This is a genomic window from Micromonospora sp. R311, from assembly GCF_056780015.1.
The window spans coordinates 97,190-119,171 of the sequence record NZ_JBSWCE010000022.1; the positions used below are offsets into that span (position 1 = coordinate 97,190).

At 71.6% G+C, this 21,982-nt stretch carries 16 protein-coding genes; 9 read left to right on the forward strand and 7 right to left on the reverse strand.

Translation table 11 applies throughout. The features are described from left to right. Positions 1 to 212: 212 nt before the first annotated feature. Complete coding sequence (locus tag AC1WTP_RS19805; protein WP_481650769.1) at positions 213 to 2,741, reverse strand: type IV secretory system conjugative DNA transfer family protein; 2,529 nt, start codon at positions 2,739 to 2,741, stop codon at positions 213 to 215. A gap of 513 nt (positions 2,742 to 3,254) precedes the next feature. Between AC1WTP_RS19805 and AC1WTP_RS19810 the strand changes: the two genes are divergently transcribed. Next, complete coding sequence (locus AC1WTP_RS19810) at positions 3,255 to 5,138, forward strand: low temperature requirement protein A (RefSeq protein ID WP_481650736.1); 1,884 nt, start codon at positions 3,255 to 3,257, stop codon at positions 5,136 to 5,138. A 486-nt stretch (positions 5,139 to 5,624) separates the two neighbouring features. Here the strand turns inward: AC1WTP_RS19810 and AC1WTP_RS19815 are convergent, their stop codons facing one another. Genes AC1WTP_RS19815 through AC1WTP_RS19830 form a run of 4 tightly spaced genes read right to left on the reverse strand, consistent with a single transcriptional unit; the run spans position 5,625 to position 9,662 of the window. Further along, positions 5,625 to 7,397, reverse strand: coding sequence for a VirB4 family type IV secretion system protein (locus tag AC1WTP_RS19815; RefSeq protein WP_481650737.1), 1,773 nt, complete (start codon positions 7,395 to 7,397; stop codon positions 5,625 to 5,627). After that, a complete protein-coding gene (locus tag AC1WTP_RS19820; RefSeq protein ID WP_481650738.1) occupies positions 7,394 to 8,365 on the reverse strand; it encodes a PrgI family protein in 972 nt (323 codons plus the stop codon). The genes AC1WTP_RS19815 and AC1WTP_RS19820 overlap by 4 nt, the downstream gene beginning before the upstream one ends. Then, positions 8,362 to 9,282: a TrbL/VirB6 family protein gene (locus AC1WTP_RS19825; protein WP_481650739.1), complete on the reverse strand. Its 921-nt coding sequence runs from the start codon at positions 9,280 to 9,282 to the stop codon at positions 8,362 to 8,364. Before AC1WTP_RS19825 ends, AC1WTP_RS19820 begins: the two co-directional genes overlap by 4 nt. 2 nt (positions 9,283 to 9,284) lie before the next feature. Further along, positions 9,285 to 9,662, reverse strand: a complete 378-nt coding sequence (locus AC1WTP_RS19830) for a pilin (protein ID WP_481650740.1) — start codon at positions 9,660 to 9,662, stop codon at positions 9,285 to 9,287. A 1,217-nt stretch (positions 9,663 to 10,879) separates the two neighbouring features. On the opposite strand from AC1WTP_RS19830, the gene AC1WTP_RS19835 reads away from it, so the two are divergent. Both AC1WTP_RS19835 and AC1WTP_RS19840 read left to right on the forward strand, forming a co-directional pair. After that, entirely contained in the window at positions 10,880 to 12,109 is a 1,230-nt protein-coding gene (locus AC1WTP_RS19835; RefSeq protein WP_481650741.1) for a hypothetical protein, read from the forward strand. Between the two features lie 38 nt (positions 12,110 to 12,147). Then, complete coding sequence (locus AC1WTP_RS19840; protein WP_481650770.1) at positions 12,148 to 12,825, forward strand: class F sortase; 678 nt, start codon at positions 12,148 to 12,150, stop codon at positions 12,823 to 12,825. Between the two features lie 115 nt (positions 12,826 to 12,940). On the opposite strand, the gene AC1WTP_RS19845 is transcribed toward AC1WTP_RS19840, so the two are convergent. Next, positions 12,941 to 13,795: a hypothetical protein gene (locus tag AC1WTP_RS19845; RefSeq protein WP_481650742.1), complete on the reverse strand. Its 855-nt coding sequence runs from the start codon at positions 13,793 to 13,795 to the stop codon at positions 12,941 to 12,943. Between the two features lie 744 nt (positions 13,796 to 14,539). Between AC1WTP_RS19845 and AC1WTP_RS19850 the strand changes: the two genes are divergently transcribed. From AC1WTP_RS19850 to AC1WTP_RS19870, 5 genes are all read left to right on the forward strand, one after another. Beyond that, complete coding sequence (locus AC1WTP_RS19850; protein WP_481650743.1) at positions 14,540 to 15,421, forward strand: hypothetical protein; 882 nt, start codon at positions 14,540 to 14,542, stop codon at positions 15,419 to 15,421. Continuing rightward, the gene (locus AC1WTP_RS19855; protein ID WP_481650744.1) at positions 15,405 to 16,517 is read left to right on the forward strand and encodes a TRM11 family SAM-dependent methyltransferase; all 1,113 of its coding nucleotides are present in this window, start codon (positions 15,405 to 15,407) and stop codon (positions 16,515 to 16,517) included. Before AC1WTP_RS19850 ends, AC1WTP_RS19855 begins: the two co-directional genes overlap by 17 nt. A 253-nt stretch (positions 16,518 to 16,770) precedes the next feature. Further along, entirely contained in the window at positions 16,771 to 17,319 is a 549-nt protein-coding gene (locus tag AC1WTP_RS19860) for a DNA cytosine methyltransferase (RefSeq protein ID WP_481650745.1), read from the forward strand. Positions 17,320 to 17,500: 181 nt separating this feature from the next. Continuing rightward, entirely contained in the window at positions 17,501 to 18,178 is a 678-nt protein-coding gene (locus AC1WTP_RS19865; protein WP_481650746.1) for a hypothetical protein, read from the forward strand. A gap of 244 nt (positions 18,179 to 18,422) precedes the next feature. After that, entirely contained in the window at positions 18,423 to 18,791 is a 369-nt protein-coding gene (locus AC1WTP_RS19870; protein WP_481650747.1) for a DNA-binding protein, read from the forward strand. A gap of 56 nt (positions 18,792 to 18,847) precedes the next feature. Here the strand turns inward: AC1WTP_RS19870 and AC1WTP_RS19875 are convergent, their stop codons facing one another. Then, positions 18,848 to 20,215, reverse strand: a complete 1,368-nt coding sequence (locus tag AC1WTP_RS19875; protein ID WP_481650748.1) for a hypothetical protein — start codon at positions 20,213 to 20,215, stop codon at positions 18,848 to 18,850. A gap of 247 nt (positions 20,216 to 20,462) precedes the next feature. On the opposite strand from AC1WTP_RS19875, the gene AC1WTP_RS19880 reads away from it, so the two are divergent. Then, positions 20,463 to 21,932 carry a site-specific integrase gene (locus AC1WTP_RS19880; RefSeq protein ID WP_481650771.1) on the forward strand — a complete coding sequence of 490 codons (1,470 nt, stop codon included), beginning with the start codon at positions 20,463 to 20,465 and terminating at the stop codon, positions 21,930 to 21,932. Positions 21,933 to 21,982: the final 50 nt, after the last annotated feature.

Sequence of the window (21,982 nt, forward strand, 5' to 3'; positions counted from 1 at the left end):
GTGGGAGGGAGTCGGGAACTGTCACCGCCCGTGACCGAGGTTGGTCACGGGCGGTGTGCTGCGCTGACAGCCGCATCTGCCGGTGGCAGCGGTTCGGCCGGTGGTGAGAGCTGCTGAAGACGTGGTGAAGGCGCAGCGGAAGACGTGACGGAAGGCTCAGGACAGCGCCCGATTCGGGCTACGCCACCGCAGGTAGCGGCGCCGGCGAGAGATCAGGCGGAGCGGGACTGGCTGCTGCGTTTTGCCTCGCGGGTGCGTGTCGGGTCGGTGTGCCGGTGGTTGTGGGGGCGGGAGAGACGTTCGACGAGGGCGTCGATGCTGCTGGTGTCCTGGGGTGCGATGGCGGTGGCGGCTGCCTGCCGGATCGCGGTGGCCTCCCCGACGACCGGTTTCGGTGGGCGGGTTCGCATGGTGAACGCCGGTGTCTGTTGGCCGTTGACGACGAGGCGGGTCGCGGTGGTGTAGGCGTCGAGGTGGGTCAGGTCGTGCTCGTCGAGTTCGGGCAGGGTGTGGCGGGCCAGGACGCGGGCGTCCTCGGGCGCGCAGGAGAAGTAGACCTTGTTGCGGGCGTTCGCCGACGCGGCGGCGAGGAGGTCTTTCGGGAACTGCGCGAGGTCCTGGTGGGCCAGCACGAGGGACAGCCGGTACTTGCGGGCCTCGGCGAGCATCGTGTCCAGGCTGTTGGCCAGGGTGAGGAAGTTCTGCGCCTCGTCGATGATCAACGTGGCGTCGCGACGCCTGTCGGGGGCGAGGCGGGCGCGGGCCGTGGCGGCCTGCCACACCTGCGCCAGGACCAGCGAGCCCAGCAGTTTGCTGGTGTCCTCCCCCAGCTGGCCTTTGGGTATCCGGACGAGCAGCGCCCCGCCGTCGAGGACCTTGCCCATGTCGAAACTGGATTTCGGGTAGCGCATGGTGCGTTTGACGAAGTCGCGCAACAGGAAGGCGCGCAGGCGGGCGAGGACGGGTCCGATGACCTGGGAGCGCAGGGCGGGGTTGAGTTCGTCGTACCACTGCCAGAAGCCGGACAGGCCGGCCGGGTCGTCGAGGTCGACGGTCATCGCCGACCGGAACTGGGCGCTGTTGAGCAGGGGTGGGATGTGCTGCAGGGTGACGTTGGCGTGGCGCAGCAGCGTAAGGCAGGCGACGCGCATCACGTCGTCCATGCGGGGTCCCCAGGCTTTGGCGAAGATGTTCCCGAAGATCGACACGAGGTTGTCCACGACGAGGTCGGGATCGTCACCGGCGAGGGGGTTGATCGTCGGCGGGTTGGGTTGGTCCGGGTCGAACAGCACCACCCTGTCGGCCACGGTGGCGGGGAGCCGGTCGAGGATGTCCAGGACCAGATCACCGTGGGGGTCGATGACCACGGTGCCGCGGCCGGCGGTGATGTCGTCGACGGCGAGGTTGACCAGCAGCGTCGTCTTCCCCGAGCCGGTGGACCCGACCACGTGTAGGTGGTAGCGGGCGTCAGGGACGGACAGGGCGACGCCGTGGCCGCCGACCTGCGCGTCGCCGAGGATCTTCGTGCCGCGCCCGCCGGTCGGCACGGCGACCGGCGTCGGCATCGGCTTCGCCCGCGCCCGGTCCAGGCCCGCCACGGCCAGGTCGCGGGGTAGGGCGGCGAGCGCGGCCACCTCAAGCGTGGAGGTGAGGAAACCGCGGCCGAGGTGCCGTTGGGCGAGGACCGCGGCGGGGGCGGGCAGGCGGCAGCGGTGGGTGAGGCGGTTGCGGCCGGAGTAGACGGCGAACGAGGAGGCGATGGTGTCGGCGATGCCCCGCAGCCGGGGCCGCTGGTCGCTGGCGGTGCGGCGGCTGTCCTTGCCGACCGCGTACCGTACGGCGGTCTCCCACAGCGGGTGGGAGGTCTTGTCGAGGATGGCCCGCACGTCGCGTTCCACCCCCGGATCGCGTCGGGAACCGGTAGCCGTCGACGTCGATCGCGCCCGCGCGGAGGATGGCGTCTGGAAGATCTCGATGAGCCACAGCAGCGGCGCGGCCGGGTTGATCGCCGGTGTGGCGGTCTTGCCGTCACGAAGCCGTGTGGCGGCGCGGCGTGCCCGCTGGGCGCGCCGCGGTGTGGCGGGGCGGGCGAGGACCTGCACGCAGGCGTACTCGTCGGCGCGCAGCCCTGATCCGGCGGATATCAGCGCTCGCAGCGGGTCGTTGTCGTGGTCGGTGCGCAGGGGCAGCCATTCGGCGGCGGTGGGCAGCAGGTGCCCGCCCACCACCGCCGGAACCTGCAGGGGCATGGGCGGGGCGGGGGTGTCGTCGGTGGTGCAGGCCGCGCCGGGCCAGGCGGCGCGGACGGCGGCTTCGACCGCTGCGGGTGGGATGGTGCCGGGCACCCACACGCTGATGAGCAGCCGCCGCCCGGTCCAGGTGTACTGCCACACGACGTGCGGGCTGCCGTAGAGCAGACGTCGTCGCCGGGATGGGGTGAGGGTGCCGGCGAGGTTGGCCCAGAACGCGGACGCGCTGTGCGGGTCGACCTCGGGTGGCGGGGCGATCGTCACCAGGCGGGCGCCATCGGCGTGCCGGCGGTGCCGCCACCAGTGCAGGAGGTTATGCCCGGCGACGTAGGCGACGAGGCAGGTGGCGGCGGCGGCGAGCAGCCAGGGCCGCTGCCGCATCCAGTCGGCCGCGTCGAGCACCCACCGGATGGCGCCGGCCGGCACGGCGACGCCGCCCGGGTCGGTCGGATCGGGGCCCGGCGGGGGAGGGGACGCCGCGATGGTCACCAGGCAGACGGCGGTCGCGGTCACAAGTCCTCCTCCCCGTCGCGGTCTTCGAGGTCGCTAGGGCGGGTCGCCGGAACTGCCAAAAGTTGATTGCGGTGGCTGCTCTTGCTGGGGTTTGTATTCGGTGGCCGGCACGTCGATCTCGCGTTGCTCGTCGGCGGTAGGGGCAGTTGACCGTTGGCCGGGAATTCTGATTCGTCTATATTCATGACTTCCTGCCGCTCTATCGATCGTCGATGAGGTGTGAGGCTGGTTGTCGTGCCTTCGTTGGGTTCGCCGCGTCGGGTCGGCTGAGGACGAGGTGGACTACGAGCAGGAGTTTGTGGATCAGTTCTTGCTGACGTGCGTGGGCGCGGGGATCTGTGACAGCACCGTCAGCGTGGTCGGTCGGCGTTGTTCGAGGCCGTCCGCTTCCTGCGCCCTTCGGTGTAGGCTGCGAACCTCCGCTGATTCGGACCGGTTCCTCGCCGTCCAACGCCGTGAGGGCGATGCGGCGCCGACGGTGCAGAAGAAGGCGTGGAGCGCTGGACGTTCTTCAACTTCCCTATCGCCCGGCATCAGGGCGATATCCATGAGCTGACCGGCTATGCCGTCGAGCAGGTCATCGACGAGTTCAACCGGCCGGTGAACGCCGACTACGCGGCGGCGCCGCCGCTGGGCGAGGACGACGTCGAATTGTTGTTCTCGCAGTGGCGTCAGTGGTTGCCGGCGGCGCACAAGTTCCTGCCCGCCGCAGGGCTACCCGGCGGCGGAATTGTGGCGGCGAATCGGGTTGAGGATGAACGAAACACGCATGTCGAACCTGCGGATTGGCGCCGGGATGGGTGGGCACGGCAGTGCGCACGTGCCGTTCGGCAAGGGCAGCCGTGTTCGGGGCGCGAAGACCGCTGGTCCGGGCTACTCGATGGGGTTGCTGCTGGAGTGGTGTATCAGCACCCCGACTGTAACCAGAGCCTGCGCACTGTCCCTCATCGCCTGACCTCCGAAGGACTACGGCGCAGACCACTTCGCGCCAATCCCCTTCCGCTGTTCTCGAACCGGGGTGCTCGCGGTCCCGGGTTCTGCGGCTTTCCGCCGCGCTGCCGCTTCGGGGCTGAGAGACTCGGCGACATGAGCACCGGCCGCTGGCGGGGCCGGATCCTGCCTGCCGCGCCGGGGTCCCGCGTCACCCGCCTGGAGTTGTTCTACGACCTGGTGTTCGTGCTCGCGTTCCTCAACGTCACCTCTCTGCTGTCGGCGCACCTGAGCGTGCGTACGCTGCTCGCGGGGCTGGTGGTGCTGGCCCTGCTGTGGTGGTGCTGGGTCTCGTTCGCCGCCCTCGGCAATGTGGTCCGCACCGACCAGGGGGTGCTGCCGCTGATCGGCGCGATAACGGTGCTCGCCCTGTTCGTGCTCAACCTGACCCTGCCGGAGGCGTTCACGCACCGTCCCGGCGGGCCGCCCGGCCCGTTCGTCTTCGCCGCCTGCTACCTGGTCATCCGGGCGGTCCAGGTGGGGGTGCTGCTGATCCGCAGCGATACCCCGCGCCGCGCGGCGGCGCGGTTCGGCCTGCCGCTGCTGGCCAGCGTGACGCTCATCGTGGTTGCCGGGGCGCTCCCCCACCCGCCCGACGTCGGGCCGACGTGGTGGCAGGTGGCGCTGTGGGCGGCCGCCGTGGCCATCGAGTTCACCGCCGGAGGCAGGCCCCGCAGCGTCGGCCTGACGGTCGTCTCTGCCGGCCACTGGACGGAACGGTACGCGCTTATCCTGCTCATCGCGCTCGGCGAGTCGATCATCTCGCTGGGGATGGGACCCAAGCCGGGCGCCGGCCTCCCGCTCAGTTGGGCGGTGATCGTGGCATCGATGCTGGGGGTCACCACCATCGCGGCGCTGTGGTGGATGTACTTCGACAGCCTGTCGCCCGCCCTCGAGCAGGCGCTGCACCGCACCCGCGACCCGGACGCACGGGCAGCCATCGCCCGTGACGTCTACGCTTACCTGCATCTGCCGTTGATCGCCGGGATCATCCTGTTCGCCCTCGGCCTGAAACGCTACCTCGCGGTGATCGCCGACCCGCACACCGATCCGTGGCGGGTGCGGGCGGTCGGCCTGGACAACCGGGTGCTGTTCGCCGGCGCGATCATCTACATCGTGGGCCTGCTGGCCCTGTGGGCGCGGGCCACACACCGGGTGCGGCTGGCGCAGACCGTGACGGCGGTGGCGCTGGCCGTCGTGCTGCTGCCAGCCGGCCGGTTGCCTGCGGTCGCCGGCCTGGCGGTGCTCGCCGCGGCTTGCGTCGCGCTGGTGCTGGCCAGGCTGAGCAGCCGTGACCCGCTTCGCCGCCAGGTGAGGCAGGTCGCGCTGCAGGAGCAGATCGCCGCCGAGCAGGAACAGTCCGAGTGGCGTCGCCGCCACCTGTGAACACGGGGCGTGCGCGGGAGTGAAATCGGGGCGCGGCGTACGCCGCGTCCCGAGGCTCCCAGGCCCTCCCGGCTGGTGGGGCGAGAATGAGCGGTGCCGACCTTCGGACCGACGGACACCGCCTGGCTGTCCCCGCCTGGCCGTGTCCACTGGCCGTGCCGCTCACCGCCCGTACACGGGTAACCGTGGCCGGCCCGCGCCGCGCCGCCGACCCCCGCCCGCTGGACCTACCGCTCCCGCACAGCTTCGGGAACGCCTGCCGCAAGCAGCCGAGCCACAACATCCGCTCGTATCGGCCCGCCAGGAAATAGCGCCAGAAGCCGAGGAACGGACAGTGACCACTCGGTCAGGGGTTTCCGGGCGCACGTCGCGAGTCGCGCGGCGGCGAACGGTGCCTGAGGTCGCGGGCCGCATCAGTCGTCAGCAGTTCACCAGGCGCTGGTTAAGTCCACCCGAGTGGCAGAGCACCGCAGAGTTCAGCTGGAATCACCGATCAAATTCCTCCAGCTCGAAGCGTGTGGTGCATAGCTGGTGCTCCGCTTCCGAGGCGATGGCCTCGAAGCTGGTCCGGTTGGTTCCGGAGATCATCAGGCCGGTGCCGACGCGGGCGGCGAGGAGGAGGCGTCGTTCGCCGGCGGTGAGGCCGAAGGCGTCGCCGAGGGCGTCGATGGCCTGCGGGGCCTGCTTGAGCAGGATTTGGGTGGCGGCGTTGGCGACGACGGCCTGGCCGAGGTCGGTGCCGAGGACGTCGGCGACGTCCTGGGTGATCACGGTCAGGCCGGCGTGGCGTTTGCGGGCGGCCTTGCTCATCTTGAACAGGAACCGGGCGCCCTCGCCGTCGCGCATGAGCAGCCACGCCTCGTCGACGACCACCAGCCGCCGCGCGGCCGTGTGGCCGGGGGCGTCGACCTGCCGCCAGATCGCGTCCAGCGCCAGGAGAGTGCCGACGGTGCGCAACTCCTCGGGCAGGTGCCGCAGCGACCACACGACCAGGTGCCCGTCGGGGTGGGTGGTGGTGGGCCCGTCGAACAGGTGCGAGAACGACCCGTGCACCCACGGCGCGAGGCGGGCGGCGAGCTGTCGTGCGGCCGGGTCGTCGTCGGCGTGCAGCGTGGAGGCGAGGTCGCGCAGCAGTGGGGCGGGCCGGTGGTGGGTGGCCGGGTCCGGGGTGATGCCCGCGGCCCGGTAGACGGCCAGGATCGCCCGGTCCAGGGCCGCGCGTTCCGCCGGTGGCGGCTGCTGCCCGAGCAGCACGCTGATCAGCGTGTGCAGGAACAGACCCCGGCGGGTCAGCACGTCTGGCCGGGTGTCACTTGCCGGCACATCGAGGGGGTTCACCTTGACCCCTGCCGCGCCGAGCCGCACCACGGTGCCGCCGACCGCGTCGGCCAGGCGCCCGTATTCGTCTTCGGGGTCGATGACGGCGACCTGCACCCGCTGGTAGAGGTGGCGCAGGATCTCCAGCTTCACGAAGTAGGACTTGCCGGCGCCGGAGCGGGCGAGCACGACGCAGTTGTGGTTCTCCTGGGCCCAGCGGTCCCACCACACGATGCCCTGCGAGTCCGGGTTGATCCCGTAGAGCACCCCGCCCTCGGTGGGCGGGTCACCGGGCAGCGGGGCGGGCAGGTCGGCGGAGGCGAGGGGGAACGCGGCGGCGAGCGCTTGGGTGTCCATGGTGCGCCGCATCTGCAGGCTGTCGGTGGCCAGGGGCAGGGTGGTGGTCCAGCCGGCGAGGTGCCGCCAGGTGGCGGGCTGCACCTCGATCAACGTCGACGCGGCGGCGGCTTTCACCTGCGTGCACGCCTCGAGCAGTTCGTCTTCGGTGCGGGCGTGCACGGTCAGGTAGAGCCCGACGCGGAACAGTTTCGCCGCGCCGCGGGCGAGCCGGGCCGCGAGGTCGGCGGCGTCGTCGGCGGCCGCTTCGACGGTCGGGTCGGGCAGCTTGCCCCGGTCGGCGTCGGCGCGTCGGCTCGATTCGAAGCGGGCACGCTGGTCGCGTAGCCGGGCCGCGGCGACGGGTGCGGCAAGGGGGTCGATGTGCAGGGCGAGGTCGAGGCGGCCCGGCCAGGACAGGAGGGGTTCGAGCCAGGCGGGGCCGACCTCGGCCGGGTAGCCGGTCACCACGAGGGTGGCGGCGTAGCCGTCACCGACCCGCAGGAACCGGGGCGTGACTTCCACGGAGGCGGGGGCGACGGTGGCGGCCAGCCGGTCCGGCTGACAGCCACGGTCGGCGGGTTGGGCTCGGTGATGCAGCTTCATGCCTGTCGGCTCCTTCCCGGTCGATGAGGCCGGTGGGGTGCGGATGCGGTGATGACGGTGTCGGGGGGCGCGAGGCCGCCGGGCCGGGGCGGCCGGTAGGGGTCGGCGGCGGCGGCGAGCGCGGCGGTGACGGCCGCCGCGTCCAGAGCGCGGGTGGTGACGCCGAGACCGGACAAGGCGCGGACGGTGCCATCGGCGCGCCGTCGGGCGGTGTGTTCGCCTCGCTCACCGGTGCTGGTGCGGGTGACGATGAGGACCTGCCGCCGCAGGGGATCCCGGCGGGCCGCGACGTCGTCGAGGAACCGGGCGTGATCGGCTGCCGCGCCCGCGAGGGCCGGGTGCGGCAGCTGCGCGGCGGCCTGGGCGAGGCCGCGGGCGGCGGAGTGCAGGTCCACCGGCTGCGCGGACACGACGATCTGCGTCGCGGTGGACAGGCTGTTGAGCCAGCGGCCGAACGTGTCGACCAGGGCGGCCTGCTCATCGCCGGTGCGCAGGGCGAGGTTGACTGTGGTGACGGCGACCATCGCCGCCCGCGCCGCGCCGAGGCGGATCTCGCCACTGCCGTCGATGGCGTCGGCGGGCAGTTTCAGCGGCGCGGGCAGCGTCACCCTCGACGTCGGGGATTGCACCCAGTCGGGGGTCTTCGAGGTGGTGTCGGTCGTCGACAGCGCCCGGGGTGCCCGTGCGTGCTGGACGGCGGCGAGCAACCACGCGTCGAGGGGCAGGCCGTCGCGGCGGCCCACGGCGACACCGAACACGAGGCCGCCGACCAGCACGGCGGCGCCGACGAGCACCGGCAGCGGAACGATCTGGTGCAGGGCGCGCCAGGCGCCGTAGAAGACGAGGGCGGCGACGGCGAGGATCGCCAACTGGCGGAACGTCAGCCCGTAGAGAACCGTGTCGGGGGCGTCGACGTCGGCGGGCATCGACGCTCGCCTCGCCTCGCCACGGTCGTCGTGGCCGGTCATCGGCGCACCGCCTTCACCGCCCGGCCGAGGCCGGGAATCGAACGGGTGAGCTGCTGCACGACGATCACCCGCACCGCGGTGCCGAGCATGCTCACCCCGCGGCCGCTGGTGCCGGTGGCCACGTACCGGCTCATCAGGGTCGGCACCCGCAGCGTGGTCCAGAGCATGACCATGACGACGAACAGGTTGAGTACCCCGCCGGGTTCGACCGGCAGGCCGAGCACGGGCAGCAGATGCTGCGGGTCGGTGAGCATCCACTGCCCGGCGTACAGGGTGAAGCCCTGCACCACCGGCACCGCGAGCACTCCGGTGTAGGACTTCCACCACAGGCGGGCGACCGGGTCGGTGTGCGGCAACGCGTGACACGCCAGGGCGACGGGCGCGAAAGCGGTCAGGACGAGCACGACGGCGAAACGGACGATCACGCTGAACGCGGTGGCCGCGAGGAGGACGGCGATGATCGCCACGCAGACCACGAACAGCAGCGCCGCGGTTTTGTCCTGCCCGGCGATGATGTGGGTCCTGATCGTCCGCAGCGCGCCATCGGTGTCGCCCGCGGGCGTGGTGAGCGCGCCGGTCAGTGCGTTGGCCAGGTCGATGAGCATGCCGCACCACAGCTGCGAGAAGTGCGCGGCGACGAACCCGACGATCAGCCGAGGAAGCAGGTCCTTGAGGGTGTAGCGGGTGGTCTCGCTGCCGCCGGCGGTCATGGTGAGCACGCCGGCGGCGACGAAGGCCAGGATGAAGACGGTGTCCACGACGAGCACCGAACGGCCGGTCAGCGCCCGCACCTGCGGCAGGCCGGTGACGTTCGGGGTGATCAGCAGCGCGCTGCTGATCGCCCCGAACAGCGCGTCCAGGGTCGCCAGGATCGCCGCCGCCAGCCAGTGCAGGATCTGGTCGAGCAGCCAACCCATGATCAGCCCCCGATGATGCCGCGGACGACCTGCAACAGCACCGGGGCCAGAACGGCCAGGCCGTAGCCGACCAGAGCGTTCTTCAACGCGCCCTTGGCCCGCTCAACCTGCGTCGGGTCACCGCCGGCGGTCGCCCAGTAGACGCCGGCCAGAACGAGGAACAGGGTCGCGACGGCGGCGAGGATGCCGATCAGCCAGGTCCGCAGGTTGTTGATGACGACCGGCAGGGAGTTCGCCGCAAGGATCACCGGCCCGCCGGGATCGGCGTGCGCGACGGCCGGCGCGGACAGGACCAGGGCCACCACCGCGGTCACCGTGACGGCGCGGCGGGCGGTGCGGGAGTAGGTGAGGGCACGAAGACGTGCCGGGATGCGGGACATGGTTCACCTCCGGCCCCGGCTGCCGTGCAACGGCGCGGCGGGGCGCTAGTGGGTGGTCAGAAGGGCAGACCGTCGCCGGGGGCGCGGGCACGGACAGCGCCACGAACCGGGACCTTCCCCGGGAGGAGCCAGTCCTCCCTTGTCGGGTAGCGGGGTGTTCGATGAGGTGTCAGCGCACCGAACTGCGCGGCACCCGGGGCGTCCCGTACGCGGGCGGCCCAATCCCCGGCCCCCGGCGGCAGGCGGAACCCGAACCCTCCGCAAAGGGGGGGATGGTTCCGCACCCTCAAACCGCCGCTTGTGTGCTCTGGCGAACGCCTGCCCCACTCACAGCCACTCACACCAACGTGGCCGTGGGTGAAGCGAATGCCGTGAGGTGCGCGGTGACGCCCGACCTGCGGCTGCTAGGCAAAGGCCAACGCGTGCAGGCCCGCCGAGAACATCGCAGGCCCGACGGGTGAGCTGCTGCGGGGGAGATGCCCCTCCGGCCCTCGTTTATGGCGACCGGCAGCAAGTCGGGAATACTCCATAGGGAATGGTCGTGGTGCGCGGCCATCCCGCCCGGGCGGGGCGCCTCAACATCCCCTGTTGGTGGCCGGTCGGCAATCCTTATCAGGCAGCCAGTTTGATGGGGGGCTCAACGGCGGTCGGTCAGTAGCCGATGGAGCTACTGGCCCGCCGTAAACCTGCGGCAACCGCCTCAAGCGCAACCCCACCGTCGCCACCGCTTCGACTCGCCATCCGCTGCGAAGCCACCATCGATCTCGCCGCCATCGACGAGTGGCTATGATCGACTACGACCCTGTGCAGCGACATGGGCGGGCGACTCGCCAGGCGCGCTGCGGCCGGTGAACATCGGGCGGGTCGGCGGGCCTGAGGAGATCGGCGTGGTCCCTCGAGAGGCAGCCAGACCGCCCGTCGACCAGCCGATGATCCCTATGACTCCCACGACGCTGGCAGTGAGGCCCGCCCGCGCGGGTGGTCCGAAGCCGTCACCCTGTGCCTTGCCCCGGCTGCACAACAGCCACAATCATGCGCGTTACTCACCTTATCGGGGTAGTTCGAGGTGTTTCAGAAGCCTAGTGGCCGAGTGCGCTGTTTGACTGCTTCCGTCCGTGCTGCTCGGTTCCGAGCCGGCGGCTCGCCGGTCGCCTGATCCGGTCCGGCACCGATTTGTGCAGGTGTAGGGGAGTGACTCGAGCATGCGAGCTGGAACCATGTTGATCGCTGTCGGGGCCGCCCTGGTGGCGGTGGCGGGCGCGCCTGCCCCTGCGGCGGCCGAGGAGGGGCAGCTGGGTGGCGGTGGGAAGAAGTGTCCTGCCGAGCGGGTATTGGCCCAACCCCCGTTTCCACCGACGAACGTGAACCTGTTCACGCCGGAGACCTACGCGGAGGCGTCGCCGATGGTGCCGGCGCCGCCGCGGCGGATCACCGAGGCGCAGTTGCGCGTGCAGTTGGCGAAGGCGTTGCGGCCGCGGGCGGCTCAACATCCGGGCGTGGTGGCGCGTGGTTTGGCGGTCTTCGCCGACCCGAAGATCAAGAAGGTCATTCCGGATCCGAACCTGCGGGCCGCGCTGGCCTCCCTGGTGGGTGGACCATCGGAGGTCAGCGTCAGGACGATCCGGTCCGGGGTCTACACCCAGGTCGTCTTCGTCTCCTCATCGGAGTTGGACCCGGGCGCCATCGCGCAAGTCCGGCCCCCGGGGCCGCGGATTCTGTTCAACGAGCGGTACCGGTACGAGGACTTCAGCCTGCTCGGGGTAATTCTGGCGCACGAGACGCTGCACCAGGATCCCGCAGTCAGTCCGATGGAGGAGTACATCGCGGCCGCCCTGCACGCCGGCTACTACGGGCAGGTGCTGCTGGAGCGGCCGAAGCTGGTGGCCAGTGGCACCGAGCTGACCCGCCGGACGAACACGCTGCTGTTGGCGTTGGTGAACACACGGGACGCGAAGGGCCGGCAAAGTTTGACGGCGAATCGGGGCAACGTGTTCCCCGGCGGCAAGCCGCTGGCCAACTTCCGATCAATCTTCCCCGCCAACCTGGGCCCCGCCACCCCCGGTAACCCGGATCTGGACGCCTTCCTCAGCGCGATGACGAAGACCCGGCAACGTGACGTCGACTTCGACCAGGCCACCGCCGACCTCCTTGATGTCAAGCTTCGCTGGGCGTCTCCAGAAGGGCGGCTGCGGGTCGCCAAGCTGCTCCAGCTCAAACTCCCTGAGGGCTGCCCACCCTGGCCCACGCCGAAGGTGCCCACGCAGATTCCGGCCGGCGACCGGCCAACCGAAGCTGCTCCCGCCGCCAGCCCGGCCGGACACACCGCAGCGGACCCCGCCGGTGCCCTCGCAGCGACAGCGACTCTGGCGTCCGTGCTCGCCCTGCTAGGGCTGCGACGCACCCGCGGCCACCGCGAGACGGCGGACCGACCGCGTCGATTCCACTGATGGGCACCCGGTCCATCGCCCGACGGGCTGGGCTGCTGATGGCGGCTGTGGCCAGTTTGGCCACAGCCGCCGTCCTAGCGGTCTCTGTGCCCGGGTCGGAATCGCCGCGTTCCGCCGGACTGCCGGACCCGGGGGGAGTCCAGACAGCGACGAACCAGTCGACGTCGCGGCCCACCGACGCGCTGACGGGTCCCACCGGGTCCGTGACGCCCACCGCGTCCGCCGGTCCCGGGCCGACGGCCGCGACGGCCGCGACCGGCCCATTCCGGCTGGCCAGGCTGGAGCCGGGATCCGTCCGGCTGCCGCTGGGCGGCACGGCGAGGCTGGTCCGCCGTGACGTCGGTGGGGACGGAACACTACCCGTACCCGATGGGGTCGCAGAGGCGGCCTGGTGGGGATCAGAGCTGACCGCCGGGACCGGGGCCGCCGTGATCGCCGGGCACGTGACCTGGCGGGGCGAACCGGGACCCTTCGCCGAGCTGTGGCAGGCCGGGCGCGGTGGCCGGATTGAGGTCACCGACGCACAAGGGCGCCACCGGCGGTACCGGATCACCGAGGTGCGCACCGTGGCGAAGAGCGATCTGCCGCGCCGGGCCCCGGACCTTTTCGGGCAGCGCGGCCCGCACCGAATCGTGCTGGTCACCTGCGGTGGCCGTTGGGTCGGCGGGCCGCGCGGCTACGAGGCGAACCGCATCGTCGTGGGCCACCCAGACTAACCAGACCCTCGCGTCATACCAGCCGGATCAGCCTTCGCGACAAGGGCTGCTGATCCCGTCGGCGACGGCACCGGGATCCAACCGCGTACGACCCTAACGCCCCAGGGCGGACCACCTAGCTGACGTCGATACAGGCCCTGGCACGGCGCCGGCTGGCAGCCCGTAGGGCGGCCCGACGCTCGGCTTGCGATGCCAGGGCGTCGGCAGCCTGCGCGGACGCGGCTCCAGTCAGTAGACCCTTGGCGAGGGCTTCGGCGATGCGGCTGTCGATGCGGCCCAGCCGCATGCGCAGGGCGTCGGCGGTGATGCCCAGCCCGGCGGCGATCGGTTCGATCGCCCGCCGGCCCAGCCGCACGTCGATGTAGGGCTGCTCGTCGCACTGGTCGAGGATTCCCAGGCCCACCGCGCGGCGCACCAGCACGTCCGGATGCCCGTAGGGCACCCTCGGCGTCCGCGGCCCCACGACATGTTCCACGTCCTCCACCGGGGTGAACTCGCCGGCCTGCAGGCGCAGCGCGTGGCCCGCCCGCCACCCGGCTCGGCACAACGCCGCGTACGGCGCGGGCCGGGCGAGGTCCACGTGGTCGCGCAGCGCCGCCAGGAAACCGGTCAGGATCTCCGCGCCGATGTCGTCGGGGTCGCCGCGGTAGCCGGCGGACAGCTGCCTCGCGTAGCGGCGCAGTGCAGGCATCGCCATCCCGGCCGCGGCGACGACCCACTGCGGCCCGCACAGGCGGGCCCGGCGGATCAGCTCCCGCCACACCACGTCACGCGCGGTGTAGGCGCGCGGATGCGCCAGCAGCCAGTCACGCACCGCCGGCAGTGCCATGACACCCTTCGGCAGCCCGTCATCCGGACCGAACATGTCAAGATCGATCGACAGGGGCGCCGGGTCAGTGGTCAGTGCCGCGAACGCGACGTCGGCGGCGTCCAGGGGCGAGGCGGGCCAGGCCGTGTCGGACACGCTCATGTCACCACTCCAATGTCAGGCAAGACCGTCGGTGGACGCCACCGTCGTGTCACGGCGGCGGGGTTGCCGATTACGCCACGACCGGCACACACGCCCTCACGCCGCAGGCCAGGGCGGCTGTCACATCCGCCCGCCCGCCGCGACACCGCGCCCGGCAACTGATCTCTGACATCGGCGTCATGACCTGCCGGCAGGTCGCTGAGCAGGGCTGTGACACGCTCACGGATGCTCGTCGTGGCTGCCGGACAGTGGTGGCGACCGCGTCGGCAAGGGACCGCGCCAGGACAGACACCCGCCGACGCGACACTGACAACCGCTCACAGCGGCTCACAGCGGTACCGGTGGCGTTGACGCGCGCGGCAAGGTCACCAGCGTCGCGGCCGTGTCCGGCGGGCACTGACTGGCACCCACGAGGACCGTCGGTGACATACCGGCGTGGTGCTCACGAGCGGGTGACGTGTCATCGCGGTGACACCGGCGGCGATGACACGCCTGCCGACGCCCCGAGCGCGGCCAGCGCCAGCGATGTCATCGGTGAACGGCCCTGTCACGACAGAAGGGTGTCGGTGACCATCGCGCAGCCGCCGCCGAAGACGGGGCCGGTCGCGCACCGCTGTGAGCCGCGGCGCGGCACTCGACGGCAGCCCGGTGAGTGGCTGTGAGAACGGCAGGCGTTCGCCAGAGCACACAAACACCGGTTCGAGGGTGTCAGCGCACCGCACGCGACGCGGAGCCAACATCCACATGAGCGAGCACACCCCACAGCAGCACCCTGCCCACCCTGTCGACCCGCACGGTGTCGACCCGACGCTGATCGACCTGGTCGCCGGCGACCCGCCGGTACCGGTCACCGTGTGGCGCACCGCCCGCACCGGCGCCGACACCGGCCGCGCCATCGGCTCGCGACTGGCCTACCGGCTCGTCGCCGCCTACAGCCGCCCCGGCGACCCTGTCGTGGACCTGACCGGCGACCAATCCCTTGCCGCCGTCTGCGCCGCGGGTGGGCGCCGGCACCACCCGGGCTGGTTCACCGACGCCTCCAACCTGACCATCGGACCGGCCACCCCGCCGGCCCGCCCCGACCCGGCCTCCGAGTCCGATGGCAGCGACCTGCCGGACCTGGGGGCCTGGTTCGGCGACGACCTCACCGACCCCGACCTCCCCCCATCCACCGATCCGGCACCGGCCCGCCACGGCACCTCCCTGCAGGAGGCGACCAGCCTGGTCGTGGCCTGCTGGCCCCTCGACCCCGCCGACGCGACCAACCGGATCCGGCTGCAGTGGCTGCTGACCGCGTGCGCGCGGCTGCTGCGCCCCGGCGGCTGCCTCGTCCTCGTCGTCACCACCCCCACTGCCCCCACCCTCGGGCCGCAGGACTTCACCCCCGTAGCGGCCGCCGCCGCGACGGTCGGGCTGGGCTATCTGCAGCACATCGTCGCCGTCGCCGCCGACACCGAGGGCGACGCGTTCGTCTACCACGTCACCGACGAGGAACTGCTCACCCTCGCCCAGCAGGCCCGCGACCAGCGGTGGACGGTCGCGCACCTGCGGGTGCACGCGGACCTGCTCGTCTTCAGCCAGGGCACACCAGACGGGCACCACGCGGGTGGTGGTCGTCGTGCCTGATCACACGACCGCCGCGGCCAGCCCAGGCGAGCCGAGCCGGCCGGACACCGCCTCTCGTACCGTGCGCGGCGGACGGCGCCGCGCCGACACGGGCCGGCACACCAGTACCGTCGCGGACACCACCGACGACGGACGCCGCGCTGAGCCCGCCGACAAGCTGTCAGTGTGGGCGACGGCCCAGCAGACGGGACCGGTGCAACGCCGCGGCCGCTACGTGCCCGAGTCGGTCAAGCACCCGGCCCGAATGCTCCCCGCGATCGCCGCGCACGCCGTGCACGCCTACACCAGCCCGGGGGACCTGGTGCTCGACCCGATGTGCGGGATCGGCACCACCCTCGTCGAAGCCATCCACGCCGGCCGCGACGCCATCGGCGTCGAGTACGAGCCCCGCTGGTCGAACATCGCCGACGCCAACATCACCCACGCCCACCACCAGGGCGCCACCGGCCGGGCGTCCGTGGTCCGCGGCGACGCCACCCGACTGGCCTCGCTCCTGCCCGCCGCCCTCACCGGGAAGGTCGCCCTCGTTGTCACCTCACCGCCGTACGGGCCCACCGTCCACGGGCTGGTCCGCCCCGGAGCCGACGGAGTCGTGAAGTTCGACAACGCATACAACGACGGCACCGACCGCGGCAACCTCGCCTACCGCGACCTCACCGGCCTCACCGACGGCTTCGAACAGATCCTCACCGGCTGCGCCGCCCTGCTGCGCCCCGGCGGAACTGTCGTGGTCACCGCCCGGCCGTGGCGCAAGAACGGCCAACTCGTCGACCTACCCAGCGCCGTCATCGCCGCCGGCGTCCGGGCCGGCCTGGTGCCGACCGAGCGATGCGTGGCGCTGCTCGCGGCGGTGCGCGACGGGCACCTGGTCGCCCGGCCGTCGTTCTTCCAACTCCAGGCCGTGCGCAAGGCCCGCACCGCCGGTACCCCCATGCATCTGATCACACACGAGGACGTGCTGATCTTCCAACGGCCCGGGAACTCCGCCAGTTCCGCCGAACCCAAGACCCCTCATGCAGACCTGGAGCCCTCTGAAAGCGCGCCCTCGCATGCGACTGGTTCCGGTCGCGGGATCGCCGAGAGGCCAGCCTCATGAGTGGCGGGCACTGCTATACCCGTTCCGCCGGTCGTCAGCTCGGAGCGGATGACGTCCAGGAGCCGAGCAGACCAGTTCGTGCCTTGCCGGCCCGTCCCGGTGCGTCGAGTCGACGTCCGTGTGGATGCTCCGGGCATCACCGGTGGCAACCAGCGGCTGCGCCAGTTCGAGCTGGCGTTGGTAATCCGCCCACCGCACCGAAGCCGCCGTGGCGGTGGCCGGGGACGGCGGGCGGGTGTGCACGGGAGGTGGCGTGAGTGACCACGATCCCGGGCTCCGGATCGGATCCCTGTGCACCGGCTACGGCGGCCTCGACATGGCCGTCGAGCTGGTGCTCGGCGGCCGGCTCGCCTGGTACGCCGAAGTCGACCGGCACGCCCGCACCGTGCTCGAGCACCACTGGCCCGGCGTGCCCAACCTCGGCGACATCCGCACCGTCGACTGGACCCGAGTCGAGCCGGTCGACGTGCTCACCGCCGGCTTCCCCTGCCAGGACATTTCCAACGCCGGCAAACGCGCCGGCATCACCGGTATCCACAGCAGCCTGTGGACAAGCGTCGCCGACGCTGTTCGCGCACTTCGACCGCCACTCGTCTTTGTGGAAAACGTCGCCGCTCTCCTCCGCCGCGGCTTCGACGTCGTCGCCACCGACCTGGCCGCGCTCGGGTACGACACGAACTGGGTGTGCCTACGCGCATCCGACATCGGCGCCGCCCACCGCCGCGACCGGCTGTTCCTGCTGGCCACACCCGCCAAACGCCTCGGACGGGCTGCGGACGTTGCCGACGCCGTGCGCCCGTGACGGCAAAGGTCCCGGCCACCAACACGGCCTGCCCGACCTCATCGAACCGTCCGGCGCCACCCACGGCCTGCTACCCACCCCGACGGCGGTGGCCCACGAGCCGACCAAATCCCCGTCGACCGGTGCAGCCCGGCGGCCGAACCAGGCCGGGGTCGCCACCCACGTCCTGCCCATCCCGACGGTGACCGACAACCGGCCCTCGGCCAACGCCACCGCCAAACCCGTCACGCCCACCCGGCAGCAGGGACGGACGCTGACCGACGCGGCTCGGCTGCTGCCGACGCCCAGGGCCAGCGACACCGGCACGCCCGGCCGGCGGGCAGGCGCCGGGTTCCGGCCGCCCCTGTCACAGGTGCTGCTGCCCACACCCCGGGCCACAGACGGCACGAAAGGCTGCCCCGGGCAGCGCGGGTCGCACGGAGACCTCACCCTCCCGTCGGCGGCGGTCCGGGTACCAGCCCGAACCTTGCCCACCCCGCGCGCGTCCGACGCACGCGGGCCCGGCCAGCACGGCGACGGCGGAGCGGACTTACGCACCACCATCGATAGGCTCGGCCAGCCCGACACCGACCGGTGGGGCGTCTACGCCGCCGCCGTGGCACGGTGGGAACTGCTGCTCGGCCGTCGCGTGCCGGAGCCGACCCAGCCGGGACGGCATGGCAAACCGGTCCTGGCACCGCCGTTCGTGGAATGGCTCATGGGCCTGGACCACGGCCACGTCACCGACCCGGCGCTCGGCCTGCCGCGCACCGCCGCGCTGCGCGTGCTCGGCAACGGCGTCGTCCCCCAACAAGCAGCCGCCGCCCTGCGGCTACTGCTGTGCCCCTACCGGTGGCAGCTGGAAACACGGGGCCTCTGATCGTCCGATGCGCCCGAGCAAGGGCGCCACTTCGATCCGGGTGCCGGTCGTTCCCACCAACCGACCAGGGCGAGAGCGACCGCATCCGCCTCCCGAATGGGCGGCACCACCACGCCAATCGGATGCGGTGGTGCCGCCTGCGGAGAGCAGGCTCTGGAACCCCACCACGCCACCCGGGCCGACGGTGCAGAACATCCACCCGGCGGCTGGTGACCGCAACTGGACATGAGGAGGAGTCAACCCCATGCGATCAGCACGACGAATCCGCAACCCCGCACCCAACGCCACACCGGGCAGCGACCACCCTCCCGCGACCTGGACCGCCGAGCACATCCTGGCGCTTGGCCCGACCACGGACCTGGCCACCGCCGCGGCCATCCTCGGCATCTCCCGCTCGGCGGCCTACAAGCTGGCCGCCCGCGACGCCTTCCCGGTGCCGTTGTTCCGGGCCGGCGCGCACTATCGCGTCCCGACCGCCCCGATCCTGCGGAAACTGCACCTTGAAGCCCCGCCCGCACCGACCGGTGACGGCACCGACATTGCCGGTGGCGGCGAGACCCGTGGGCCTTCGGGTCGCGGCAGGGCCGCCACCGGTGGCGGCCCTGCGTCCTGAGGCGGTTCCGCATGGCCGGCGCAGCGGCCTGGGGCCGCACGGCGAGCGAGCGTCGACTACTGCTTCACGAGATCGGTGAGGCTGCGGACCAGGGCGCGACGCGTCACCCGCTCGATGTCATCCACCACGACCGAGAGGTCGGTTGTCGGCTGGCCGCTGAGCAGATGCAGCTCCCGCGTGCCTGGGTCGTCGCCATGCATCTCGTCGTTACGGATCCGGTAGCCCAGACGCAGGAGGGCACCGATCCGCTCGGGCGACGCCTGCAGGACAGGGTCGTCCGCCAGGAGCTTGACCGCCCCGTCGACGATCTTGTCCTGCTTGCGGCGGTCCTGTGACAGGCCCGGCAGTTTGATGAAGAGCACTTCGGCGCAGACCATCAGGTCGATGAGCCGGTCGGTCGGTACCCGGTCGGCCCCCGCTCGGACCAGCCGCCGCAGCGCCGTCTGCACGCCCCGGTTCTCCTCGACTGCGGGATGGGTGAGGAGCTCATAGACCTCGCGTACCTCTTTAACCTGCTCGCGGCCGAGGACCGTCGGTCGCTGTTCGTCGACAGCGGGCAGCGCCGACAGTGACGCCGTCGCGCCGGGAACCAGCGGAAAATCGTCGTCCGGCTGCCGGCGAATCGCGCGAGTCGCCGTCACGGACCCGCCGCACACCAGCCGCAGCGCGGTCACCAACCGACTGGCCGGCTCGACCAGCGACGGAAACGCCGGCGCCGTCGGCTGTGCCGGCATGTCCTCAGACGAGCACACTGGGTACGAGGTGCAGCGGGTCAGGGCCCACTGGTGGAACCGTGACACGGTCACCGAGTTCGGGCCACCGGCGAAGGCGACCGGAACTGCGAGGTAGCCGATCGCGGCGCTCATCTGCCGGTCGCTCATGGCGCGCAGGACCAGGCCATCCGGCAGGGCGATCTCCTCGACGCCAGCGGTGGGGGTGAAGGCGTTGAGCGGGACGGCCTCGACCAGCCGCGCCTGCGTGGCCAGGAGGCCTTCCTCCAGCGGGCGGTAAGCGACATCGAAGGCGTCCTGATCGAACCGGTAGCCGCGCACGGCGTGCACCAACGGCTCGAGGATGTGCTGTACCAGAGTCCAACCCAGTTGGCGGGGTGTGAGGGCGAACTCCACACCCACGCCACAGTCCACCCGCTGGCGCAGCAGCTCGTCGGCGGCGACGACAGCCCGGACCGCCGCCATCTCGGCGAAGGTGTCCAGGAACCGGTAGTCCGCGACCCGGTCCGGCATCTGCCAGACGTTGCGCCGGAGCGCGACGAATGATTCCTGCCCGTGGCGGTGCCACTCGCCGAAGTCGGGAACGGTCGCGAACACCGGGGATCCGTCGACGTCAGCGAGGTCGTCGAGCACCGCCGCCATCAACCGTGCCGCCGCAGCCCGCAGTTGCGGGCGCCGCACCAGACGCCTCACCAGCTCATCTCCCACCAACATGGGCCATCCTCCACACCCGGCCGCACCCGAACCGGACAGGATCGCAGACTCCGCCAGCAGGGCGCACCCGACTTTCGCCGGCCACCTGGGCCCCGCGGCGCGTGGGAGGTCCCACCCCGGCCGGACTGGAACCTGCGCGACTTGATCGTGCCCACCGGTCACGCGTGGATGTCGATCGACCAAACCGATGCCCACCCACCCCACACGAATCGGAGTAGCGCCACCGATGCCAGACGGAAGCATCTTCAAACGCTGCGGCTGCCGCCACCCCGACACTGGCAAGCCGCTGGGAAACGACTGCCCGAAGCTGCGCCGCGCGAACCGCGCCTGGAGCTTCGATCACGGCCACTGGGCCTATCAACTCGAACTCCCACCCACCGTCGAAGGCCGCCGCCGGCAGTTACGCCGCTCCGGCCTGCCCACCCGGCGCGCCGCCGCCGACGAACTCGACCACGCCCGCGACCTGCTCACCCTCGCCAAGGGCGACCGGCGCCGCCGTACCGAGGTCGCCGACCTGCTGCAAGCCGCCATACGCACCAAACGTCCTCTGCCCGAGGTGGATCGCATCCGCCAGCGGCTACGCGGCGACGGATCCCTCGCGGACATGCCCACCGTCGCCGAGTACCTCACCGGCTGGCTGACCCACCTCACGGTCGACGAGAACACGCTCCGCGGCTACGAATCGATCGTGCGGGTCCACCTGATCCCACATCTGGGCCACATCCCGTTGGACAAGCTGCGCACCACCCACATCCGCGACAGGTTCGCCGCGATCGAGCGGCGCAACGACGAGATCACCGCCGCGAAGGCCAGCACTGACCCGACGATCCGCAAGACGGTCACCGGCATGCGACCCACCGGCGCCAGCACCCGCCAGCGCATCCGCGCCTGTCTCCGCAAGGCGATCAACGACGCCCTCGCCGACGAACTCATCGTCGGCGCCAACCCCGCCGCCCTGGTCAAGGTCCCCGCCGACCGGCCCCTACCGATCGTGTGGGAGCACGAACGCGTGCAACGGTGGAAGACCACCGGCGAGATCCCCGGACCGGTGATGGTGTGGACCGACGCCCAGGTCGTGCAGTTCCTCGACTACGCCGCCGAACACGCCCCCGACCTACACCCGATGTGGCACTACATGGCCTACCGCGGGCCCCGCCGAGGCGAGGCCTGCGGCCTGCGCGACAGCGAGGTCCGCCTACACCGCCGCGAAACCACCATCAACAACCAAATCGCCACCCACGGCTACACCGCCGTGCAAAAACCGCCGAAGAGTAAGGCCGGAAACCGCGACGTTGCCCTCGACGCCGACACGGTCAGGGTCCTTGCCGCCTACAAGGCCCGCCGCGCCGCGTGGCAACTCGCAGCCGGCGACGCGTGGCCCCAGACCGGGCTGTTCTTCGTCCGCCCCGACGGCAGGCCGTGGCACCCCAACACGGTCACCCAACGCTTCCGCAAGCTGATCCGCAAAGCCGGGCTGCCTCCGATCCGGCTCCACGACCTGCGCCACAGCGCCGCCACCATCGCCCTCGACGCCGGCGTCGACATCAAAGTCGTCTCCGAGCAACTCGGCCACTCCACGACCACCCTCACCCGCGACACCTACCAGAGCGTCACCAAGGAACTACACCAGAACGCCGCTGACGCGGTCGCGGCAAAGATCAACCGGAAGCGCCGCGGTCCCCGCCTTGCCGGATGAGCCAACATCCCCCAGCGGCAGCTGGCGAGGTTGCACCCCGCGGGGCGGCC